General features: G+C 54.9%; 15 protein-coding genes. 6 read left to right on the top strand and 9 right to left on the bottom strand.

The window, feature by feature from the left end:
* Window positions 1-102: 102 nt before the first annotated feature.
* From K9N21_17475 to K9N21_17455, 5 genes are all read right to left on the bottom strand, one after another.
* Window positions 103-3,285 (bottom strand): tetratricopeptide repeat protein, encoded by a 3,183-nt coding sequence (locus K9N21_17475; GenBank protein ID MCF8145705.1) that lies wholly within the window; start codon window positions 3,283-3,285, stop codon window positions 103-105.
* A complete protein-coding gene (locus K9N21_17470; GenBank protein MCF8145704.1) occupies window positions 3,272-3,943 on the bottom strand; it encodes a hypothetical protein in 672 nt (223 codons plus the stop codon). The genes K9N21_17475 and K9N21_17470 overlap by 14 nt, the downstream gene beginning before the upstream one ends.
* 438 nt (window positions 3,944-4,381) lie before the next feature.
* The gene (locus K9N21_17465) at window positions 4,382-4,987 is read right to left on the bottom strand and encodes a sigma-70 family RNA polymerase sigma factor (protein MCF8145703.1); all 606 of its coding nucleotides are present in this window, start codon (window positions 4,985-4,987) and stop codon (window positions 4,382-4,384) included.
* Between the two features lie 12 nt (window positions 4,988-4,999).
* On the bottom strand, window positions 5,000-7,027 hold the full coding sequence (locus K9N21_17460; protein ID MCF8145702.1) for a hypothetical protein: 2,028 nt from the start codon (window positions 7,025-7,027) through the stop codon (window positions 5,000-5,002).
* Between the two features lie 381 nt (window positions 7,028-7,408).
* Window positions 7,409-7,741 (bottom strand): NifU N-terminal domain-containing protein, encoded by a 333-nt coding sequence (locus tag K9N21_17455; protein MCF8145701.1) that lies wholly within the window; start codon window positions 7,739-7,741, stop codon window positions 7,409-7,411.
* Window positions 7,742-7,938: 197 nt separating this feature from the next.
* On the opposite strand from K9N21_17455, the gene K9N21_17450 reads away from it, so the two are divergent.
* Window positions 7,939-8,787: a crotonase/enoyl-CoA hydratase family protein gene (locus K9N21_17450; GenBank protein MCF8145700.1), complete on the top strand. Its 849-nt coding sequence runs from the start codon at window positions 7,939-7,941 to the stop codon at window positions 8,785-8,787.
* A 108-nt stretch (window positions 8,788-8,895) separates the two neighbouring features.
* Window positions 8,896-9,411 carry a PaaI family thioesterase gene (locus K9N21_17445; protein ID MCF8145699.1) on the top strand — a complete coding sequence of 172 codons (516 nt, stop codon included), beginning with the start codon at window positions 8,896-8,898 and terminating at the stop codon, window positions 9,409-9,411.
* 38 nt (window positions 9,412-9,449) lie between these two features.
* Here the strand turns inward: K9N21_17445 and K9N21_17440 are convergent, their stop codons facing one another.
* Together K9N21_17440 and K9N21_17435 are read right to left on the bottom strand one after the other, a co-directional pair.
* Entirely contained in the window at window positions 9,450-11,486 is a 2,037-nt protein-coding gene (locus tag K9N21_17440) for a 3-hydroxyacyl-CoA dehydrogenase/enoyl-CoA hydratase family protein (protein ID MCF8145698.1), read from the bottom strand.
* 374 nt (window positions 11,487-11,860) lie between these two features.
* Window positions 11,861-13,276 (bottom strand): hypothetical protein, encoded by a 1,416-nt coding sequence (locus K9N21_17435; GenBank protein ID MCF8145697.1) that lies wholly within the window; start codon window positions 13,274-13,276, stop codon window positions 11,861-11,863.
* A gap of 57 nt (window positions 13,277-13,333) precedes the next feature.
* Here K9N21_17435 and K9N21_17430 point away from each other — a divergent pair, with 57 nt between their 5' ends.
* The gene (locus tag K9N21_17430; GenBank protein ID MCF8145696.1) at window positions 13,334-13,606 is read left to right on the top strand and encodes a MoaD/ThiS family protein; all 273 of its coding nucleotides are present in this window, start codon (window positions 13,334-13,336) and stop codon (window positions 13,604-13,606) included.
* Window positions 13,607-13,640: 34 nt separating this feature from the next.
* Here the strand turns inward: K9N21_17430 and K9N21_17425 are convergent, their stop codons facing one another.
* Window positions 13,641-14,135, bottom strand: coding sequence for a DUF2752 domain-containing protein (locus tag K9N21_17425; GenBank protein ID MCF8145695.1), 495 nt, complete (start codon window positions 14,133-14,135; stop codon window positions 13,641-13,643).
* A gap of 15 nt (window positions 14,136-14,150) precedes the next feature.
* Complete coding sequence (locus tag K9N21_17420) at window positions 14,151-14,819, bottom strand: hypothetical protein (GenBank protein MCF8145694.1); 669 nt, start codon at window positions 14,817-14,819, stop codon at window positions 14,151-14,153.
* 329 nt (window positions 14,820-15,148) lie between these two features.
* On the opposite strand from K9N21_17420, the gene mltG reads away from it, so the two are divergent.
* The 3 genes from mltG to K9N21_17405 all read left to right on the top strand — a co-directional run bounded on the left by mltG (window position 15,149) and on the right by K9N21_17405 (window position 18,610).
* The gene (gene mltG, locus K9N21_17415) at window positions 15,149-16,174 is read left to right on the top strand and encodes an endolytic transglycosylase MltG (GenBank protein ID MCF8145693.1); all 1,026 of its coding nucleotides are present in this window, start codon (window positions 15,149-15,151) and stop codon (window positions 16,172-16,174) included.
* Between the two features lie 214 nt (window positions 16,175-16,388).
* Entirely contained in the window at window positions 16,389-17,180 is a 792-nt protein-coding gene (locus tag K9N21_17410) for an electron transfer flavoprotein subunit beta/FixA family protein (protein MCF8145692.1), read from the top strand.
* A 179-nt stretch (window positions 17,181-17,359) separates the two neighbouring features.
* The gene (locus K9N21_17405) at window positions 17,360-18,610 is read left to right on the top strand and encodes an acetyl-CoA C-acyltransferase (protein ID MCF8145691.1); all 1,251 of its coding nucleotides are present in this window, start codon (window positions 17,360-17,362) and stop codon (window positions 18,608-18,610) included.
* Window positions 18,611-18,744 lie beyond the last annotated feature (134 nt).

Below are 18,744 nucleotides of genomic sequence, written 5' to 3'. Positions count from 1 at the left end.
ATCCTTTTGTCGTTGGTCATTTCCCTCAAACGGGTAATGCACCACTCACACCCTTTTTGTCGTGTCTTCAATGACAAATCGAGTGACTCGGGCGCGATTCCGTCAATCCTTAGGAGCGCCGTTGCTGGCCTCCACGCGCATCCCTTCTACTAATGACGTGTTCCCTTTGACAATTTTTGCAGTGGCGGTCTCGAGCTGATCGGATATCACCTCCAGATCCGCATCCTGGTCTATCACATTGTATTTCTGCCCCTTGCGAGTCCCGGCCATCTGCCCGATGTTCAACGTGACTTCATTCCCTTCCACTGTCGATATTTTTCCCCGAAGGGGGTAGTTTTCATTCACCTTTTCCATCACTTTTTTGGATACTTCTTCCGATACTATAGATACGGGAACCGCGCTGCCAAAGGTTTCGTTCACTGCAGCGGTAATGCGCCCGGTTTCGGTTTCGATCAGGCGCATGGAGACCTGGGTCTGGGGGCCGGAATAGACCACCTGACCCGTCAGGATCAGCCTTGCGGCCAGGATTCTGCCCAGGGACAGGGCGGTCTGTTTGTCCACCAGCTGGGATGTCCCCAGCTTCAATTCTGCGAGGAGCTTGTCCAGGAGGCCCCGTTCCACCAGACGCGCCCGGCAGTGTTGAAGGAGCTGGTCCTGAATGCCGGCGACTAAGAGTTTTTCCTCTCCCTCCTGAAGCGAGTATCCATCAGTCTCGACATCCATCACCCACAGGGTCAGGGGAGTGGAGGTCCAGCCGTCCGAAGGGACGGGAGCGGGGGGCGACTTCATGGTCTCGACCAGTTCCTGGACCATTCTGTCAATGCGGGCCTGCCGCTCTTCGTTGATCGCCAGATCAGCCTTCTTGCGTGTCTCGTTGGTCAGCGCCACCAGGGCCTGGTCCTGCGGAGCATGGGTCCGGGCCTTTTCCAGGAGTTCCAGGGCCTTTCCGTATTCGCCCTTGTCCTCGAAAAGGACGGCCTGAGACAGATAGGCAACGCCGCTTTCAGGGGCCACCCTGGCGGCCGATTCATAATATCCAAGGGCCTTGTCCGTCTCTTTTCGAATGGAGGCAATGCGGCCCAGGCCGATATAGGCCCCGGCCTTCTGAACCCCGGCCCCTTTTTTGGCCGCAATCGCCTTCTGATAGGCGGCCTTCGCCGCATCCAGGTCCCCCCGCCTGAAATAAACATCTCCCCGAATCAGGTAGGCCAGACTGAGGTGCGGGTCCCTGGCCTCTATGGACGTGCAGGCGCTGAGGGCCTCGTCAAAGGCCCCCTGGTGGTAGTAGGCCAGGGCCGCCTCTTCGTATGCGCCCGTCCCTTTTCGCAACAAACCGGGGTAACCCCAGAGCACAAAACTCGATAACAGCAGCACCCCAGCGGCAAGGGCCATCCAGGGCCATTTCCTTTTTGTCGGCTCCCTCTTTGAAAAATCAAAGGGTTCTTCCCTTGACCGCACCTCGCCCAGCACCTGTCCCTTTTGAAGAACAGTCACAGATGGTCTCGGTTCTTTTCGAGGCTCGGCCGCCATGATCTGGTCCATATAGTTGGAGGTCGGATCTCCATAAAGGAGATAGCTCGCCCATACGATGTTCTCCTCACCGTATTCCCGAATCAGGGCATGCCGGGCCTCACGAACCGCCTCGCCCATGGTCATGCCCGACATGAAGCATTGATAGAATTCCATGGCAAACCGGCTGCTGGGTTCGTCCATGATTTCCCAGAAGGTCCCCACAAAATGCTTGACCCCTGCGAGGAGAAATACATTGGCCAGTCCGAAGATCTCTTCCTGAAAGGACTCTCTGAGACCCCATTCCTCGGTTCGGCCCGACTGACACGCATTGGAAAAGATGAGGGCCGGCATGGCGCTCGCGCCGGTCATCCTGGCGATGTCTTCAGTTTTGAGATTCCCGCCGGTGAGACGCCACCCGCTCTCGCCCGGACGCTGCGGATCGTAATCAGAATGTCCGGCAAAATGGACCACATCAAAATTCCGGATCTTTTTTTTGATAAAGTCCGGAGTGATGTTGCCGGAACGTAATGTGGCATTGACAAAGTCCTTTTTCGAATCCATGGTGTCGCGAATCCGGGTGCCTTCCGTATAGGCGCCCTCCAGGTCTCCTCCGGGGTCGGCCAGGACCAGCATCTTCAGAGGTCGGGCAAGGACCCGGCTCCGCCTTGCGCCTACCGGCTGTCGAGTCTTCACCAGACGACCCATACTGAACCGCTGGCAGAGAAACTGCTGACCGTCATAGAGGAGTTCCCAGGGCACATGGACCAGTTGGTCGTCCAGATTCAGGATCATGTGGTCGGCCTTGGAGTTCTTGAGCTTTTCCTTGACGTTCAGGGTAAACAATTCATCCGAAAAAACCTGTCCGATCTCCCTCAGGCGTTTTAAATTTTCACGCGAGACCAGGCCCCGGCGATTGACCTTGTTGAGGGTCTCCACCATTTCATGGCACCGGGTCTTGACCCGGTCCATGGAAACATCCGTCTCCTCGTAGTGTTGAATGGTGCTCGTTTCGCCCGGCTTCTGCTCATATGCGCAGAGCTTGATGCGATCTCCTTCCCTGGCCACCTCGAGATAAAGGACCTCCAGTGGACGTATGGCCTCGCGGTGCGTCACGCCGCCCCCGGCCCTCACCTTGGGTTCGGTCTCGGGCGCCACATCTTCGTCTTTCCAGACCACCCGGTATAACTGAACGGGCTCGGTCTTACCCTTTACCTGGACCTTTTCATGTATCCTGCAGAGCACATCATCGCTGCCGCACACATCGTCATAGACCCTCTTGGAGACGAGTATCTCATCCTTTCCTGCCTTGGATTGTATCCGCGCAGCCAAATTCACTGCATCGCCGAACACGTCGCCCCCGTCCACCAGGGCCTCGCCGGTGTTGATCCCGACCTTGACATGGATCCTGTCACCCGTGCCCGCAATGCGATTATGCTGGTGCAGACCCTTCTGAATGTCCGAAGCGGCCTTTACTGCGGCCAGGGAGTTCGGAAAGGTAGCCATGACCGCATCACCGATGGTCTTGATAACCACACCCTCATACGTAGAAACGACAGGGAGGACGATATCATTGTGTTTCTGGAGCATCGCCCGGCTGGAGAGGTCCCCCATTTTCTCCGTATAGGATGTATAATCGCAGATATCCGTAAACAGGATGGTAGTCTCCTTCTTGAACTCCTTCTGGAGAATGCTGTCGATACGTTCGCGTTCCCTGAGAAACTGCTCGATGGTCCTGGGACGGTCGTCTTCGCCCTTGAGGTCATTTTTTCCCATTGCCGGTCTCCTTGATATGAAACAGATAGACGCCAATTTCCACCCCATCCCTCTCGAACACGAGTTTGCAGGGCCCGAAAGAAATATCTTCAAAAATCAGATCGCCGCCCCAGTAAAGAGAAGAACAAATCTCCCGGTCGCCCCTTTTCAGGGTAACCCGGATCCGTTCGCTGAAGCCGTTTCGAGCGACCAAACGCAGATGGATCAGGGCCGTGTTGACCCCAATCTTCTCAATCTCGATGTCGGCATCAAACTCCCGATAGCCCTTTTGAACGCGAAACAGGTCTGCATGCACCGCCTCCCGCCTCCCCCGGATGGGCGCAGGCTCCCATTCAGACCCCATGGGCAACGGCAGGCGACGGAGCAGCCCGGCGTGAAGCGCGCTGATCGAGCGTCTGATCCTTTTTAGAAGCAGGCCGCCTGAGGTTGTTGCGTCACGGCTGTTGATCAATTCCAATGCCGATTGAGTGACCTTCGGGGGCGCTGCTTCAAGCGCAGCCGATGCCTCTCCTCTAATCATATCGGTCGTCAGACTGAATGCACTGAAACATGCGTCGCACTCGAATAGATGGGCCTCCATATGAGACCTCTGACTTTCAGGCAACAGGTCTTCAAGATAGGCCGCGAACACTTCTTCGTTGGGACATGCTGTTTTCATTAGGACCTCCAGGATATGAATGCCCATTTTAGGGCAGAAGAATACAGGGCGCTTCATCCGCCCTTTACCCATATAGACACAGGTTTTTTGGTTTTCTTACAGAAGACATGAATGGTTTGGAAAAATGGTAACCGTTCACGGGTGAAGCGCCTCCCTCTGGGCCCTTGTGTAAAGTTTGTAGTGTGCCCGTCAGGGCATGGCCGGGGTGCATCCGGAAAACGCCTCACGGCGTCACTACGAACAGGGAAACAGGCTTGCAGGACCGTGATTTGGAATCGTTTCAGGGTCTTGTATAACGTGAATAATCGTTCATTCGTGACCCCATGAACGGTTTGGAAAAATCTAAGGGTTCAGGGGTTCAAGGTTGAGGGGTCGGTCTTTGCACCATGTTTTGTTTTTGAAAAACGATAGCAAAGGTGCACAGGAGCGGGAGGGTTCCTATGTGTCTCGGCTTAAATGCGAGCGGAGTCTTTGAACAGCGCGGTGTTTGATGGTGTAGGCATTCTGGATGGAAATTCGAAGGGTATCGGCCACCTCTTCCAAGGCGAGGCCGTCTTCAAAGTATAATTTCATAAATAGACGATCTCTGGGTGAGAGGAACTGCACGGCGTCCCGAACTAACCGCCCGCGCTCTGCCTGCTCCATGAGTGCGAGGGGCCCCAGTTCTTCCCGGTCGTGGCTCGAAAAATTTTCAAAAGGGACCTGTTTCTCCTGGGGCAGGTCGGTGTGCATATGGCCGTCTCTTATATGATTGAGTACCCGACGCACGGCCACTACCCTGAGCCATGAAGCGAGGCTGCAACCGTTTTTCCCATGATACTGGCTCAGTTTTCTGCCTTTGTTTTCAAAGAGATCGAGGAATACGGAATTGTGGAGATCTTCGAGGTCTTCGGGGCCGAAGGAAATGCACTTGGAGGTGAGCACATAGCGAACCGCATAATATATCAGACCTGAGAAGCGTCGAACAAAAAGCTCGGACGCCTCCCTGTCTCCATCGAGACACCGGGAGAGCAGACGCAGGTCTTTCTGAAGAGAATCCGTCACCGGGGCTTCACCTTATTGGCTGATCACCTTGTCCAGCGGTTTGACAGAGGCAGGTTCGCCATCTGAGAGTTCTGCCTTGGACATGCCGGGCATGACCTGCACCACGCGTGCCCTTCCTATGATTTCATTGTCGTATCCGAGCAATTTTCCAGTTACAGGATGTTTGACCAATTCTTCGCGATAGACGATCAATCTGCCCTGGAGACCGATCTTGTCATCCCCGATATCCGTAAAGATCCATTTTCCCTTCTGTCGGACAACCGTCCCGTTCAACAGGGGGAATCGTCGATGAATCCGGATGGCCATTCCCTCGGCCAGGGTCTGCAGGTCCTCAAGGCCCTTGACTTCATCGTAAACATCTTCAGAAGCCACAATCTCGGAAGTGTCAGTATCGATCACGCGACCCACGATCTCGATCCCCATGCCGGACTCGACGATATCTCCGGTGACAATGCTTTGTGCCGCCGTGAGCCTGCCTAACGCAAGAGCGGTCTTTTTGTCGATCAGGCTGGAACGGCTCAGTTTCTGCTCCTGAAGGATCAGGTCCAGCTTCTGCCTTTCCACCAGCCGGAAACGATTCCGATTGACCAGTGCGTCTATCAAATTGTTTTGAAAGGACAGGCTTGCATTGGAAACCTCTCCTTTCTGACCGAACGGAAGGACCGTCATGCTGAGGCGCTCGGCCAACTGAAGCGCCTTCGGGATATGCCTCGTGACAATCAGTTCCCGGGTCGCCACATTGCCCGCCTCATCCTTAGCTTCGATTGTAACCGTGTTCTTTCCTTCTTTGAGGCGCACCACCTGATTGAAAAAGATCCGTTTCCCCTTCCGTCGCAGGATCGGTTCCTGATTGAGGATGAGGCTTTGGATGGCGCTGTCGTCCGCTGCATGACCATCGATAAATACCCTGTCCATATAGACCGTCTCAGCCACGGAATCACCCCATCCCTTGAGGACGATGCGCGGGGGATCCTTATCTTTGGGGCCGAAAATGCCCGCCATCAAAAACCCGCGCATATCCGAGCCGGCACATGCTATCATAAGGGGTTTCCCGCCTGTTGAAGGGATATCGGCATCCACATGGGCCGATGTCCGGTTTCCGAGACGGTCAATGGCCACTATCTCAACGACACGGGAATCCGCCGGGAGCTGCCTTGTCAAGAGAACTTCCCGATCCTTTTGAATAGGAACAGCCCTCCCGTTTAGAATCAGCTCAGACACGCCTGCCTCATCATATATGGAGCACCGAAGGGTAGGTCCCTGTTGCGACGACGACCCAGTCTCACGGGACACGTCTTCGATTGTGATGACAGGTCCCTGCCGGTCCACATGGATCACCATGCGCCGGCTTGCGGTCTTGCCCATCAGGTTGACGGCCTCCACCTGAATTGTGTGGCGCCCGTGATCGAGTTGGAGGGGTTTACTGAATAAGATCTGATCCTGGGCACCTTCCATAAATATGGGACTGCCCTGGATTTTAACGGCAGAGACAAAATGCGGGTCCCGAACATTCCCGGAAATCATGACAGGATCCTCCCGGGTCCAGACATCGCCTTCAGGCAGATCCACGGTCAGACGGGGGGGCGCAATCTCGCCGCCCTTCTTTTCCATCAACCCCTTCCTGACGCGATCCAGATAAAACCGGGCCTTTGAGGTAGGATACTGACTGAGAGAAAGGGACAGCTCCTTTTGAGCCGCCTCCATATTGCCTTTCTGGTAATAGACGACGCCCAGCTCCCTGTGAGGAAAATAGTCCACAAAATGCATCCCATAGGTCCTGGCCATGCGCTGATCTGTTTCTCTTTTATCGATGGCATGCTTAAGGTCCTGGGCGGCCTCCTCGAAGAACCGGCCATCGGCAAACGAAAGGCCCCGCTCATAGTAGTTCCACCACTTATGGCGGAACGTGCCACGCACCTGGCCATAGACTTTTCCGTTTTTAACGTATTGAGCATGATCAGGCGGGTGTACACAGCCGGAAAGGAATGGAACCGAAAGACAAAAAAGCAGACAGCCAACAAGAAATATGGATTTTTTCATCCTGACCTCCTGAGCGTTGCCGGGGACTGAGTAGTGGGTATTGGGTAGCGAATGAGGGGACTATCTGCCGGGACTGAACAATGCACGGCTGATGAATGGGCGGGTTGGTGGGTGGTTGATTGATTGGGGATTGGTCAGCCATCGGCTACTTATACCTTTCGCCCCTGTGCACCGGCGTTTTGTACTTGCTCCTAGACAGCGGTATTAACCTGTCTTAAAGTAGGTGCAAGGATAGAAAACTTAATTACGCCTGTCAATAGTTGATGAACACACCCATCGTCTTTCTCGCGCAACATATCTAATACTGTAAGAGGGGACCTACGGGACTGGGTTGGAGGTTTAGAAGTACGATACTTTTTGGAGCGGATAAAAAGGATCGTTTCAAACGACCCGCAAGGTCTTTCTTCGAAAGGCGGTATTCAGGGCATGCACGATTTTCGGCTCGATCAGGTCCCATGAAACAGATGCCTCTTTTCTTACCCGAAGCTCTCGCGGTTTAATTTCCACTTCACGGACCCCCGGAATGGCCAGGATCTCACGCACCACGTATGCGCCGATGGTTCCCAATGTCCTGAGCTGGGTCTCAAGGGCCTCCCCGCCGTTGGCCGTAAATCTTTCCACCCGGTATCTGGAGATTTCGGCAGATGTCAAGTACGAACGTATCTCGAGGTTGGGGTGACGGTAGATCATGATTCCCGGCCGTTTTTCAATCATTTTCCAGAAAACCTTTCTTTTTCAGGCGAGCATTCTGTGGTTGAAAATCTGGAAGATATGGCGTAATGATGGCTAATCATAAAAGAAAAGTCAACCGGTTTTCAGCGCCCGCAAGACACGGATGGGAGCGACGGGAAGGTCGAATGAACAGCAACCGGAGACAAACCCCAAATTCATTTCCGGAGGATAGTCAAGAGATGGAACTGACCCAGACATTATACGACATTGACAGGGGTGTCGCGACGATCACCCTGAACCGGCCTGATGAATTGAACGCCTTTACCCCCACCATGCGCAGGGAACTGATCGCCCTGTTCGCCGAGGCGGATAAAGATGATGCCGTCCGGGCGGTGGTGGTGACCGGTGCCGGGAGGGCATTCTGCGCAGGCGCAGACCTCTCCGGAGGCGGTTCGACCTTTGACAGGACCCAGGTCTCCTCTATCAGTGACCATCGTGACGGAGGGGGCCAGGTTGCCCTGGCCGCATTCAAGTGCCGGAAGCCGGTTATCGCGGCGATCAACGGTCATGCAGTGGGCGTCGGCATCACCATGACATTGGCCATGGATATGCGGATCGCGGCTGAGGACGCAAAGATCGGGTTTGTATTCGCCAGAAGGGGCGTGGTGTTGGAGGCCTGTTCCTCCTGGTTTCTCCCCCGCATCGTCGGCATGGCCAAGGCGACCGAACTCGCCTATACAGGCCGAATATTCCGGGCCGCTGAGGAAAAGAATTCCGGGCTTTTCAATCATGTGGTGGCACACGACCAGGTTCTTGCGAAGGCCGGGGAGATCGCCCGAGAGATAACGGATACCACCTCCCCGGTATCTGTGGCACTGTGCAAGGCGCTCCTCTGGCACGGACTCGCGGAACCGGATCCTCAATCCGTCCACCTGGTGGATTCACGCTGTTTCTACTGGGCGGGAAAGCAGAAAGACGCAAAGGAAGGCGTTCAAAGCTTCCTTGAAAAACGGCCACCGCGATTCACCATGGCCGCCTCGACGGACATGCCTGATTTCTATCCCTGGTGGAAGGAACCGAAGGTTTAATTGAGGATGTAGACGCTGTGTCTGCAATCCCTGGATCCATGTAAAAAGCACTTTTTGTGCGGGCATCAGCCTTGAACCAGTGAATGATGACGACGAAAGAAAGACAATATGGTGGATGAAGAAAAGAAAATCGATATCCAAAAACCCCAGGGGCATGGCTGTTTTGCCTGCGGCACCGACAACCCGATCGGGCTCAACCTGCAATTCTATCGGATCGGGGATGCGGTATGCTCGGACATTACATTAGGAAAGTATCATGAGGGATGGGAGGATATTGCCCATGGCGGCATCATCTCCACGCTCCTCGACGAGGTCATGTCATGGGCCGTCATGGTGTCAAAAAAGACCTTTCTCGTGACCCGGAAAATGGATATCAAATATATCCGGAATGTTGCCGTAGGGACCCCCCTGATCGTGACCGGTCGCCTGGTGGACGACTCCGCTCCCCCCAAAATTCGGGCAAGGGGAGAAATCAGGGACCATCAGGGAAGGCTCCTTGTCCGGGGCGCGGCCGAATTCGTCGCCCTCCCTGAAAAAAAATTCTCCTCGCTGCCGCCGGGCTTCAAGACCCAGATGGCCTCGCTCTTTGAATCGATTGAAGCGCCGGAGCCCGGTGATCCGTGAGAAACCGGTTGTCCTGTGCACCGGCAGGCAGCAAGACGCTATTTACCCTCAAAAACCGGTCGGCCCTTACCCACGCTGGTGAGTCCGGTGAGGGCATCCGCCGTTGAAAAAATCTCGTTCAAATGGGCCAGTTCCTCTCTGAGCCCCTCTTTTAGAGGCAGATCATACCCTCTGTCTATGATCCGGTCGGCTAACTTCAGGGCCAAAGGCGCCTTCCCTGCGATTATCTTGGCGGTTTTGGCCGCTATGGGATCGTCACTTTCCAGATATCTCCCCTCCAGCCATTCCTCGATGGGCGTCTCTTCAAAAAGCTTCTTGAGTTGCCGGAATTCAGGGGGGAGTTCTTCATCCTTTTTTCCCTTTTTAGGAACCGGCCTTCCTTCTGCGATCAGCCCCCGGAGTTTATCATCTATCTCTTCAGGGGCAAAAACATAATCCGCCAGACCGATGGAAAGGGCGATATCCGCGGGCATCAGCCGTCCGGTGAAGATAAGGTATTTGGCAAGGGCCTTTCCAATATACCGGCTGGTGCGCTGGGTCCCGCCCAATCCCGGATAAATGCCGATCCCCGTCTCGGGAAACCCCATCACCGCCTTGGGCGTGGCAACGATAATGTCGGCGGCAAGTGCCAGCTCAAGACCCCCGCCGAGGGCCAGGCCGTCCACCTTGGCCACCACCGGTTTTTCACTTTCGTCTATCCGGTTGAACACGGACTGGCCATACTCCGTAAACCTGTAATTATCATCCAGACGCTTCTCACGGATACATTTCACAAAATACCCGATGTCGGCCCCGGCGACAAAGGCCTTTCCGGCCCCCTCCAGGATAATTGCCCGGGTTTTGGGATCGGCCAGCGCCTCCTGAAAGGCCTCATCCAACTGTTTCACCACCGTCTCATTAAGGGCATTCATGGCATCCGGCCGGGACAGAATCACCCGGGCCAGTTCACCATCGCGGGTGTATTTGACGTAGCGGATATCCCAGGGGGCCCTCTTCTGATACTGGTTCTCCAGGTGGACCGGCAGGTTCAGCCCGGGCCAGGCCGTCAACAGGTCTTTTACCTGGGCATATGCCTTTTCAATACCCACCCGGTTCATCACCTCGAAAGGACCTTCCTTCCATCTGAGGCCTACCTTGGCCCCGAGGTCGATATCGGTCATATCGGTTACCCCCTCCTCCAGGAGCGAGGTGGCCACATAAAAAACCGCCCCCAGAAGCCGGTCCGATACCCTTTCAAAGGCCGTCTCATCCACGTCCCCATCCAGGGGCCACAATTCCCCTGATTCAAACTGGGCCTTGAGCCGGGCCGAAGGCGCGTAAAATGCCCCGAGTTTTGCTGCGAGCCCTTCGCAGGAATGATGGGCAATCGGGATCCCCGTCACATTCATCAGCTTGAACGGTCCCATGCCGATCCCCAGACCTTCCATGGCTGCCTTTTCAATGGTGGGGATATCGGCGATGCCCTCTTCCAGAACCCGCGTCGCCTCGTTCAGCCAGGGGACGAAGAAGCGATTGACCGCAAACCCGGGGGCGTCCTTTACCAGGATATCGGTCTTTCCGGTAAGCTGGGCGAACTGCCTGCATGCCGAAACCGTTTCAGGAGATGTCATGGGCCCCGGAATAATTTCCAGGAGCCGGTTCTTGGCCGGATGGTAGAAAAAATGGAGGCCCACGAAACGATCCGGCCGATTTGTTGCCTGGGCCAGTTCATCCACAGAGAAGGAAGAGGTGTTCGTGGCCAGGATCGTCTTTGGACCGCACCCCTGGTCCAGCCTTTTAAACAGGTCCTTCTTGACATCCATGTCCTCGAATATGGCCTCTATGACCAGATCGCAGTCTCCGGTCCCGGCCGGATCCGAGGTGCCCCTGATCCGGGCCATGGTCGCCTCTGCCTGTTCGGGTTTCATGATCTTCCGTTCCACCGCTTCGTTCAGGGTGGTCCGGATGGTGGCGATGCCCTTTTCCACGAACTCAGGTTTTACATCCACCAATACCACCGAAAGCCCTTCCTGCGCAGTCTTCTGGGCAATGCCGCTCCCCATATTCCCCGCGCCGATAATCCCAATCTTCTTCATACTCAATTCCTCCTCCCAAGGCGGCCTGACGGCCGCAACCAAAAATTTTCACACAAAGCCACCAAGACACAAAGCTTTTTTTGTCCACAGGCGATTACCGACAACGGACTACCGCCCGGCAGGGCTTGGTCTGTTCTGATCCTGAACCTGTCTCGTGAAATTCATGCAAATGACAGCGAAGCGCATTTCACTAGGGTCTTTCTTCCAGGATCAGAAGGAACCCATCAAGACTTCTTCGCGTCCTTCGGATCTTGGCGGTTCAACAAAACTTCTCCTCAAATTGCGCAGAAGTTGCAGTCAAAGATTCTATTGTGCGAGTCATCGCTCTTCTGGTTTACAAATAGGCCCTCCTTTAGCAGATTCAAAATACAGCGTCAACCAGAACCCTCTTCCATCTCCTGCCACCATTCGATGATTGCGCCGAGCCGGGGGTATTGAATCCCCTCCCTCCTCTCTACTTCCCGAATCCAGTCGCCCAGGCCTGAGGCATGATGGATGATGAGGGGGATGCTGTGATCCGGAAGGATGTCCGCGGCCAGGCCATGGTTTTCGATGACATTTTGGATGTTCGTTCGGGTCTCGTCCGTGTCCCACGGGGTGGGATGAATGAATCCGTGTATGGCCCCCTCCCCTCTGGCATACCCCCATTCATCCGGGAATTCCTCCTTGAGCCGGCGCATCAGGGCAATCGCCTCCAGATTGGTTTCCACACGAAGCCCCTTGTTAAGGTTTCGCAATATGGCATCAACAAAGGATTCAAAACCTACCGAGGCGAGGAGGATGCGCATTCCCATAGTCCTGGCCAGGCCCAGGGCCTCCCGCAAGCTGTGCTCTCCCCTTAAGAACCAGTCGGCACGAAGGGTAAGGTTGATCTGCGAGAGCCTGAGTCCTGTCTCTGCCGCCTCCTGTAATAACCGCGGAAGACTTGGAAGTGCGTTCTCGTTAATCAATTCAAAGGGTATCTTTCTCCCATCGGGTCCTTGGGGCAGACATCGGATCTGATTGAGGACCGTCCCCAATCGAAGCGCCCCATAAAAACCCTTGTCCACGGCCACATCGCAGAAACTGCACCCCTTCAAGAGAATTCTGACCGCTTGCCTGTTTCGCCGGGCCAGGGTTTGCGGCCAGTCGATCTCCACCCATCTCTCCCTGGCTGCGTGGGGGCATCCGATCTGCTGGAGCACTTGCCCCGTACGGATCCTGTGGGGGACAAACGTCCCCCCTTCCACCCTGTAGATATTGTCCCAGTTGACCCTGCCCAGGAACCGTTCATCCCACGATTTCCTGGGATGATGAATCACACCCTTCGCGCCGTTTGAAACAAGAAGACCGGAGATCTGTTGCCGATGCCCCCGGTCCGGATCCTTCAGAAGGTCAGTTGCCTGTTCCGCCGGTCCGTGGAGGGCAAGGGAAAAGCTGTCTGACACCCCTTTGAAGCGATGGGGCCAGGCATCGTGCCGGACTTCTCCCATATAATCCACATCCGCCTGGGGCCCCGCCAGGAGGGTAAAGGCCCCTTCATCTTTGAGTTCCCCGGCAAGAGCGAAGAGGTCGGGCCTGGCGCTCAGGGAAGAAAAACCGATCACCGCTCTTTCCTCCCCGAAATACGCTGCCAGAGACTCTTTAAGGGCTGCGGAGGTGTCCTCCCGCGCCACGCCCACCACAATGCATTCACAGGAGGCGTTCTCCTGGATAACCGTGGCGGCCATCTGAGGACCCAGCAAACCATAGGTCTCCCCCTTGAAATAGCTGGCGATAATGACCATCTTTTTTATATTTTGGTATTTCATATCAGACTCAGACCTCTCAACCTTTGAACCCGTAAATGGTTACGAAAGGAGTATGATTTGTCCGTCAGCATATACGTTCACAAAACCCACCGTCCGCATACCGATAACTTGGAGGTGGTGGAGGTGGAGGGGACCTCTGTAGAGGCCTGCCTCGCTCACCTGATCCGGCGATTCCCCGCCATGGAGGAGGCGCTTTTCGACCCCAAAGGAAAACTGCGCCGCAATATTGAAATATACATTAATGCCAAGAGCGCCTATCCCGATGAACTGAAAAAAAAGGTCTCGGACGGGGATGAGATTCACCTGACGGTCATGCTGGCCGGAGGCTGAGAGAACCATGGGCAACCGAACATCCCCCGTCCGACTATTCAAAACCCCAGAAGAGCCTGTATGCCCAGTTTGAGATTGCCAACGAAACCATGAGCCAGACAAAAAGGGGAGATGTCAGCAGACAAAACAGGCTGCTCCTGATCCTGAGGCCTGTGATAAGCGCGGTCAGATGCCAGGAAAAGAGGAGGGCGGTCGCGACATATATCAGACAGGATATCGGCGCATTATGAAGAGCGAAGGCCCAGTCTCCATGGGCAATCGCCCAGAACGACCGGGTCAGGCCGCAGAATGGACAGGGATACCCGGTGAGGGTCAGAAAGGTGCAGGGTATCAGAGGAAGATCGTCGCACGAAACCGCGTGGGGCAGCATCAATGCGATCCCCGTGACAATAGCCAGCGGGAGGTGCGCGCATACCACCTCCCAGTAGGAATCAGTCCGAGTCCACGATAAGCGGGAGACCCGGTCCCGGCTTCCCTTCCCTCTTCCCTCACCTGTTGCCTCAGCCCGAGGTATCCGTGTAATTTCCATCGATTGAGACAGACCCTATACAGGCTGGATCGGCTCAACAACCGGGTTGTCGCCCTCATTCGGATCTTTCAACACCACATCGCCGTGCCCATTTTTTCCAAATAAATCCCGATAGGCAACTGTCAGGATGCAGGCCTGGATCGGGAGGGTGAAAACCACGCCGATGCCGCAGGCGATGGCGCCGATACTCCCGATGAGATTCGAAACAACTGCAAACCCCAAAAAAGGCCAGAAACTGGGTTTGACCTTGTTAAAGCTCTCCAAAGAGGCGGGCCAGAATTCCATCCGCCTGTCCACGATAAGAAACATGCCGAACATGAGGAGGGCATGGGCGACAAAGACCACGAACAGAGAGGCGAGCTGCCCCATACAGGGGACCAGACCCACAATCAGGGACACCACAAACAAGGCGATTCCCCATACGATCATAAAGAGAAAAGAATTCAGGAAATAGTCAAACCCCCTGAACAGGGTCCCCACCTCCGGTCCGGGATCCTTTTTGTCAATCAGTCCGAGGGTAATAAGAAGGACGCCCGCTGCCATCGGACCGGCCAGGACTCCCACGGTGACTGCGCTGAGAACAACGGCAATCAGGGAGGCTAAAACCAACGTGGCAAAGTTTTCCTTATACAGCCTGAATCCGTTTTCGATCCACTCACCGAACTTGACCTCAGCATCTTCCATATTGCACCTCCTTATGCAAATCCTTTGTTAACCGGTGACATCACACTTGATACGTTGGCAACTGTATGTCAAATCCATACGATAGTATACCCGATTTTTCAGCGGATTTGAAACCCGTTCTCGGAAATCTGAAAAGTCCCTTCACCCGGCTCATGAGATTCCCCCCGGGACATCTATCTGCTTGATCTTGAGGCACGATAATGCTACAAAACAGATGTAAACCAAGGCTTATCCTGCACCATCACATGGTGTGGAAAGCCCTGAAGGAAAGACGTTCTTATCGCGGACAGGGTTAATATTTTCCGAATCGGGCGCTCCCAAATTCCATTATGTCTATTTCCATTCATGCCAAACGGGGCATTTTCATCGGTTTCATCCTCTTGGTCTTTATCAGCCTCCTGGTCTCCGTTGCATTTTATCATTACCTGGTTCATCCCGCCAAGACAGGGATGCCGGATCATGTCTTTCTGGTGCGTGAAGGCGCAACCCTGAGGGAGGTTGCGGACGGCCTTGAGAAAAAAGAGATCATCTCCAATAAAACCATCCTCCTGTTGTGGTGCAGGATTACAGGTTACGGGGCCGGCATAAAGGTCGGTGAATACAGACTCAACAGCAACATGCCGCCGCTAAAGATCCTCGATATTTTAAGCAAGGGGATGGTCCTCACATATTCCGTGACCATCCCCGAGGGGTTTGACATTACGCAGATTGCGCAAGAACTGGAGAAAAAGGGGCTGGCAGACAGGACGGAATTCACGGCCCTTGCAACAGACCCGGTTATCGCCCGGGAATACGGCCTCACCGGCCCCAGCCTCGAAGGATATCTTTACCCTGATACCTACCGGTTTTCCCGGGGTTGGCCGCCATTATCCATCATCGATGTCATGGTGAAACGGTTCTTTGAGATCATTTCTTCACTGCAAGAGGAAATAGAGGCATCGGACATGACCCTGGAACAGATCATTACCCTGGCATCTGTAGTTGAAAAAGAGACCGGGATGGGCGAAGAACGTCCCATCATTGCGAGTGTTTTTTTGAATCGACTGAAAAAGGGGATGCGTCTCGAAAGTGATCCGACCGTCATCTATGGCATCAGGAACTTCAACGGAAACCTCACGAAAAAGGACCTGACCCAATCCACCCCCTACAATACCTATGTTATCCGAGGTCTGCCGCCGGGCCCCATCGCCTCCCCCGGAAGGGCGTCGATTCACGCCGTGCTTTTTCCAGCCGAAACAGCATATCTCTATTTTGTATCCAAAAACGACGGCACCCATCAGTTTTCCAGGACCTTGTCGGAACATAACAGGGCAGTCAATACCTATCAGAAGAAGGGTCACAGAAAGGACGGATAAATTTCTTGACAGGGCTCCTTGTATACAGTACACAAACATGTCTGTAATCTGAGGAAAGGGCTATCCGTTATCCGTCAATTGTCATCCGAAAGCCCTCGAACCGACACCCGAAAACCGGAAACACGTAACCGATAACCGCCCATCGGCTCTTTTCGCGGTAAGTTTCCCGGGATCCCGGTTCCCGGAGCCCGAAATTCAGGGGGAGGCGCCAGTTATGAATATCATTGTATTGATCAAACAGGTTCCCGACACCACAGAGGTCAAGCTGGACCCCAAGACCGGAAACCTGATCAGGGAAGGGATTGAAAGCATCATCAACCCCGACGACAAGCACGCCCTTGAGGCAGCCATCCTCCTGAAAGAAGACCTGGGCGGAAAGGTGACCGCCGTCTCCATGGGTCCGCCTCAGGCCATTGACGCCGTATCGGAGGCGCTCGGAATGGGGGCGGACAAGGGGATACTCCTGTCCGACAGGGCATTTGCAGGGGCGGATACGTGGGCAACCTCTTTTACCCTGGGAAAGGCCATTGAAAAAATGGACGGATACGACCTGATCCTGTGCGGTCGCCAGGCCATTGACGGGGATACGGCCCAGATCGGGCCTCAGGTGGCTGAATATCTCGGCATCCCCCATGTTTCGTATGTATGCGGGATCGAGGAGACAAAGAAAAAAAATATAATCGTAAAGCGGCGGCTTGAAGACGGATATGAGCGTGTTCAGTGCACCCTTCCGGCGCTCATTACAGTAATCGGCGAACTCAACACGCCCCGTTATCCGAGGGTCGGGGAACTGATCGCGGCATGTCAGGAAAAAGCGCCCATCACCCTGTGGAATGCCGCGGATATCGGCGTGCAGACGCGCGATGTGGGACTCGAGGGTTCTTTAACCCATGTCATCAGGACCTTTTCCCCCAAGTTCAAGAGAGAAGGGGAAATTTTGGAAGGAGATGCAAAAACAGCCGTGGAGAGTCTGATGGGCCGGTTGAAGGAGAACAGGCTCATTTGATGCCGGATGATTTGGACGATTGGATGGGTGGATGCCGGATGGTTGAATGAGTTGGACGATTTGGAAGGATGAGCGGGTAGGTCGGGCAGGGTGAAACGAAACCCAGCGACACGCTGAATCCTCAATTCCTGAATTCCTCAACCCCTGAATTCCTCAATCTCAAAGCGAAGGAGTCAACTATGAAAGATGTTGTGATCGTTTCTGCATGCAGAACGGCAATCGGCGCCTTTGGCGGGAGCCTGCGAGACCTGAACGCGGCTGTCATCGGAAGCGTCAGCATGAAAGAGGCCATTACCCGGGCGGGAATCGCCCCCGACATGATCGATGATGTCCGATTCGGAAACTGTGTGGAACCCGCGGACTCTCTCAACGTGGCCCGCGTTGCCGCCTTGATGGCCGGCATACCGGATCATGTCACCGCAGTCACCATCAACCGGGTGTGCACATCCGCCATGGAGGCCGTGATTTCAGGGATGGCCATGATCCAGGCGGGCTTGGCCGACATTATCCTGGCCGGGGGCACCGAGCATATGTCCGGAGTTGCCTATACCGTTCCCGGGGCCCGCTGGGGCTGCAGGCTTCAGGATCATGTCTTTGTAGATGCCTTGATTCACGCCCTCCACTGCGGGTCCTATCTGCTGCCGCATCCCGAGGAAGGTCCTGTAAAAGAAGGGATGCCCCTGGAACTCTTCAAGGGTAAACCCTATATCATGGGGCATACCGCCGAATTCGTGGCCCAGCTTCACAATATCAGCCGTGAAGAGATGGACGAGGTGGCCCTCCGCAGTCACAATAACGCGGAAAGGGCGACATTGGAGGGTTATTTCAAGGATGAGATCGTACCGGTGGAGGTGCCTCAGAGGAAAAAACCGCCCCTTATATTTGACAAGGACGAACACTTCCGTCCGGGAATGACCATGGAGCAACTGGCCAAGTTGCCCCCGGCCTTCATCCCCAAGACCGGCAAGGTCACGGCGGGCAATTCCTCAGGTATCAATGACGGCTCCAGCGCCATGGTCATCATGTCCGCGGACAAGGCAGATGAGTTGGGAATCCAGCCGATGGCGCGGATTCGGGCAACCGGCCGGGGCGCCTGTCATCCCTCGGTCATGGGCTTGAGCCCCGTCCCCGCGGTCAGGAATCTTCTCGATCGACACCCGGACCTCAAGCTGGACGATTTTGATCTCATCGAATTGAATGAGGCATTCGCGGCCCAGTATCTGGGATGTGAAAAGGAGCTGGGCCTCAACCGGGAAATCACCAATGTGAACGGCTCCGGAATCGGCCTGGGTCACCCGGTCGGGTCCACCGGGGTGCGCATCATGGTCACGCTGCTCTATGCCTTGAAAAAAAGAGAAAAGTCGTTGGGACTGGCCACTCTCTGCGGCGGCGGGGGCGTCTCCATGGCCTGCGCCCTGGAAATGATTTAGACTCTTTGACTGTAACTTCTACGCAACGTGCGGAGAAGTTTTGGTGAACCGCGAAGGCGCAAAGAACGCGAAGAGGTCTTGATGGGTTCGTTCTGATCCTGAAAGAAAGATTCAGGATCAGAACACAGCAGGCT

The organism is Deltaproteobacteria bacterium (assembly GCA_021737785.1).
Classification (GTDB): Bacteria; Desulfobacterota; DSM-4660; order Desulfatiglandales; family Desulfatiglandaceae; genus AUK324.
This window is presented reverse-complemented; position numbering and strand designations above follow the sequence as displayed.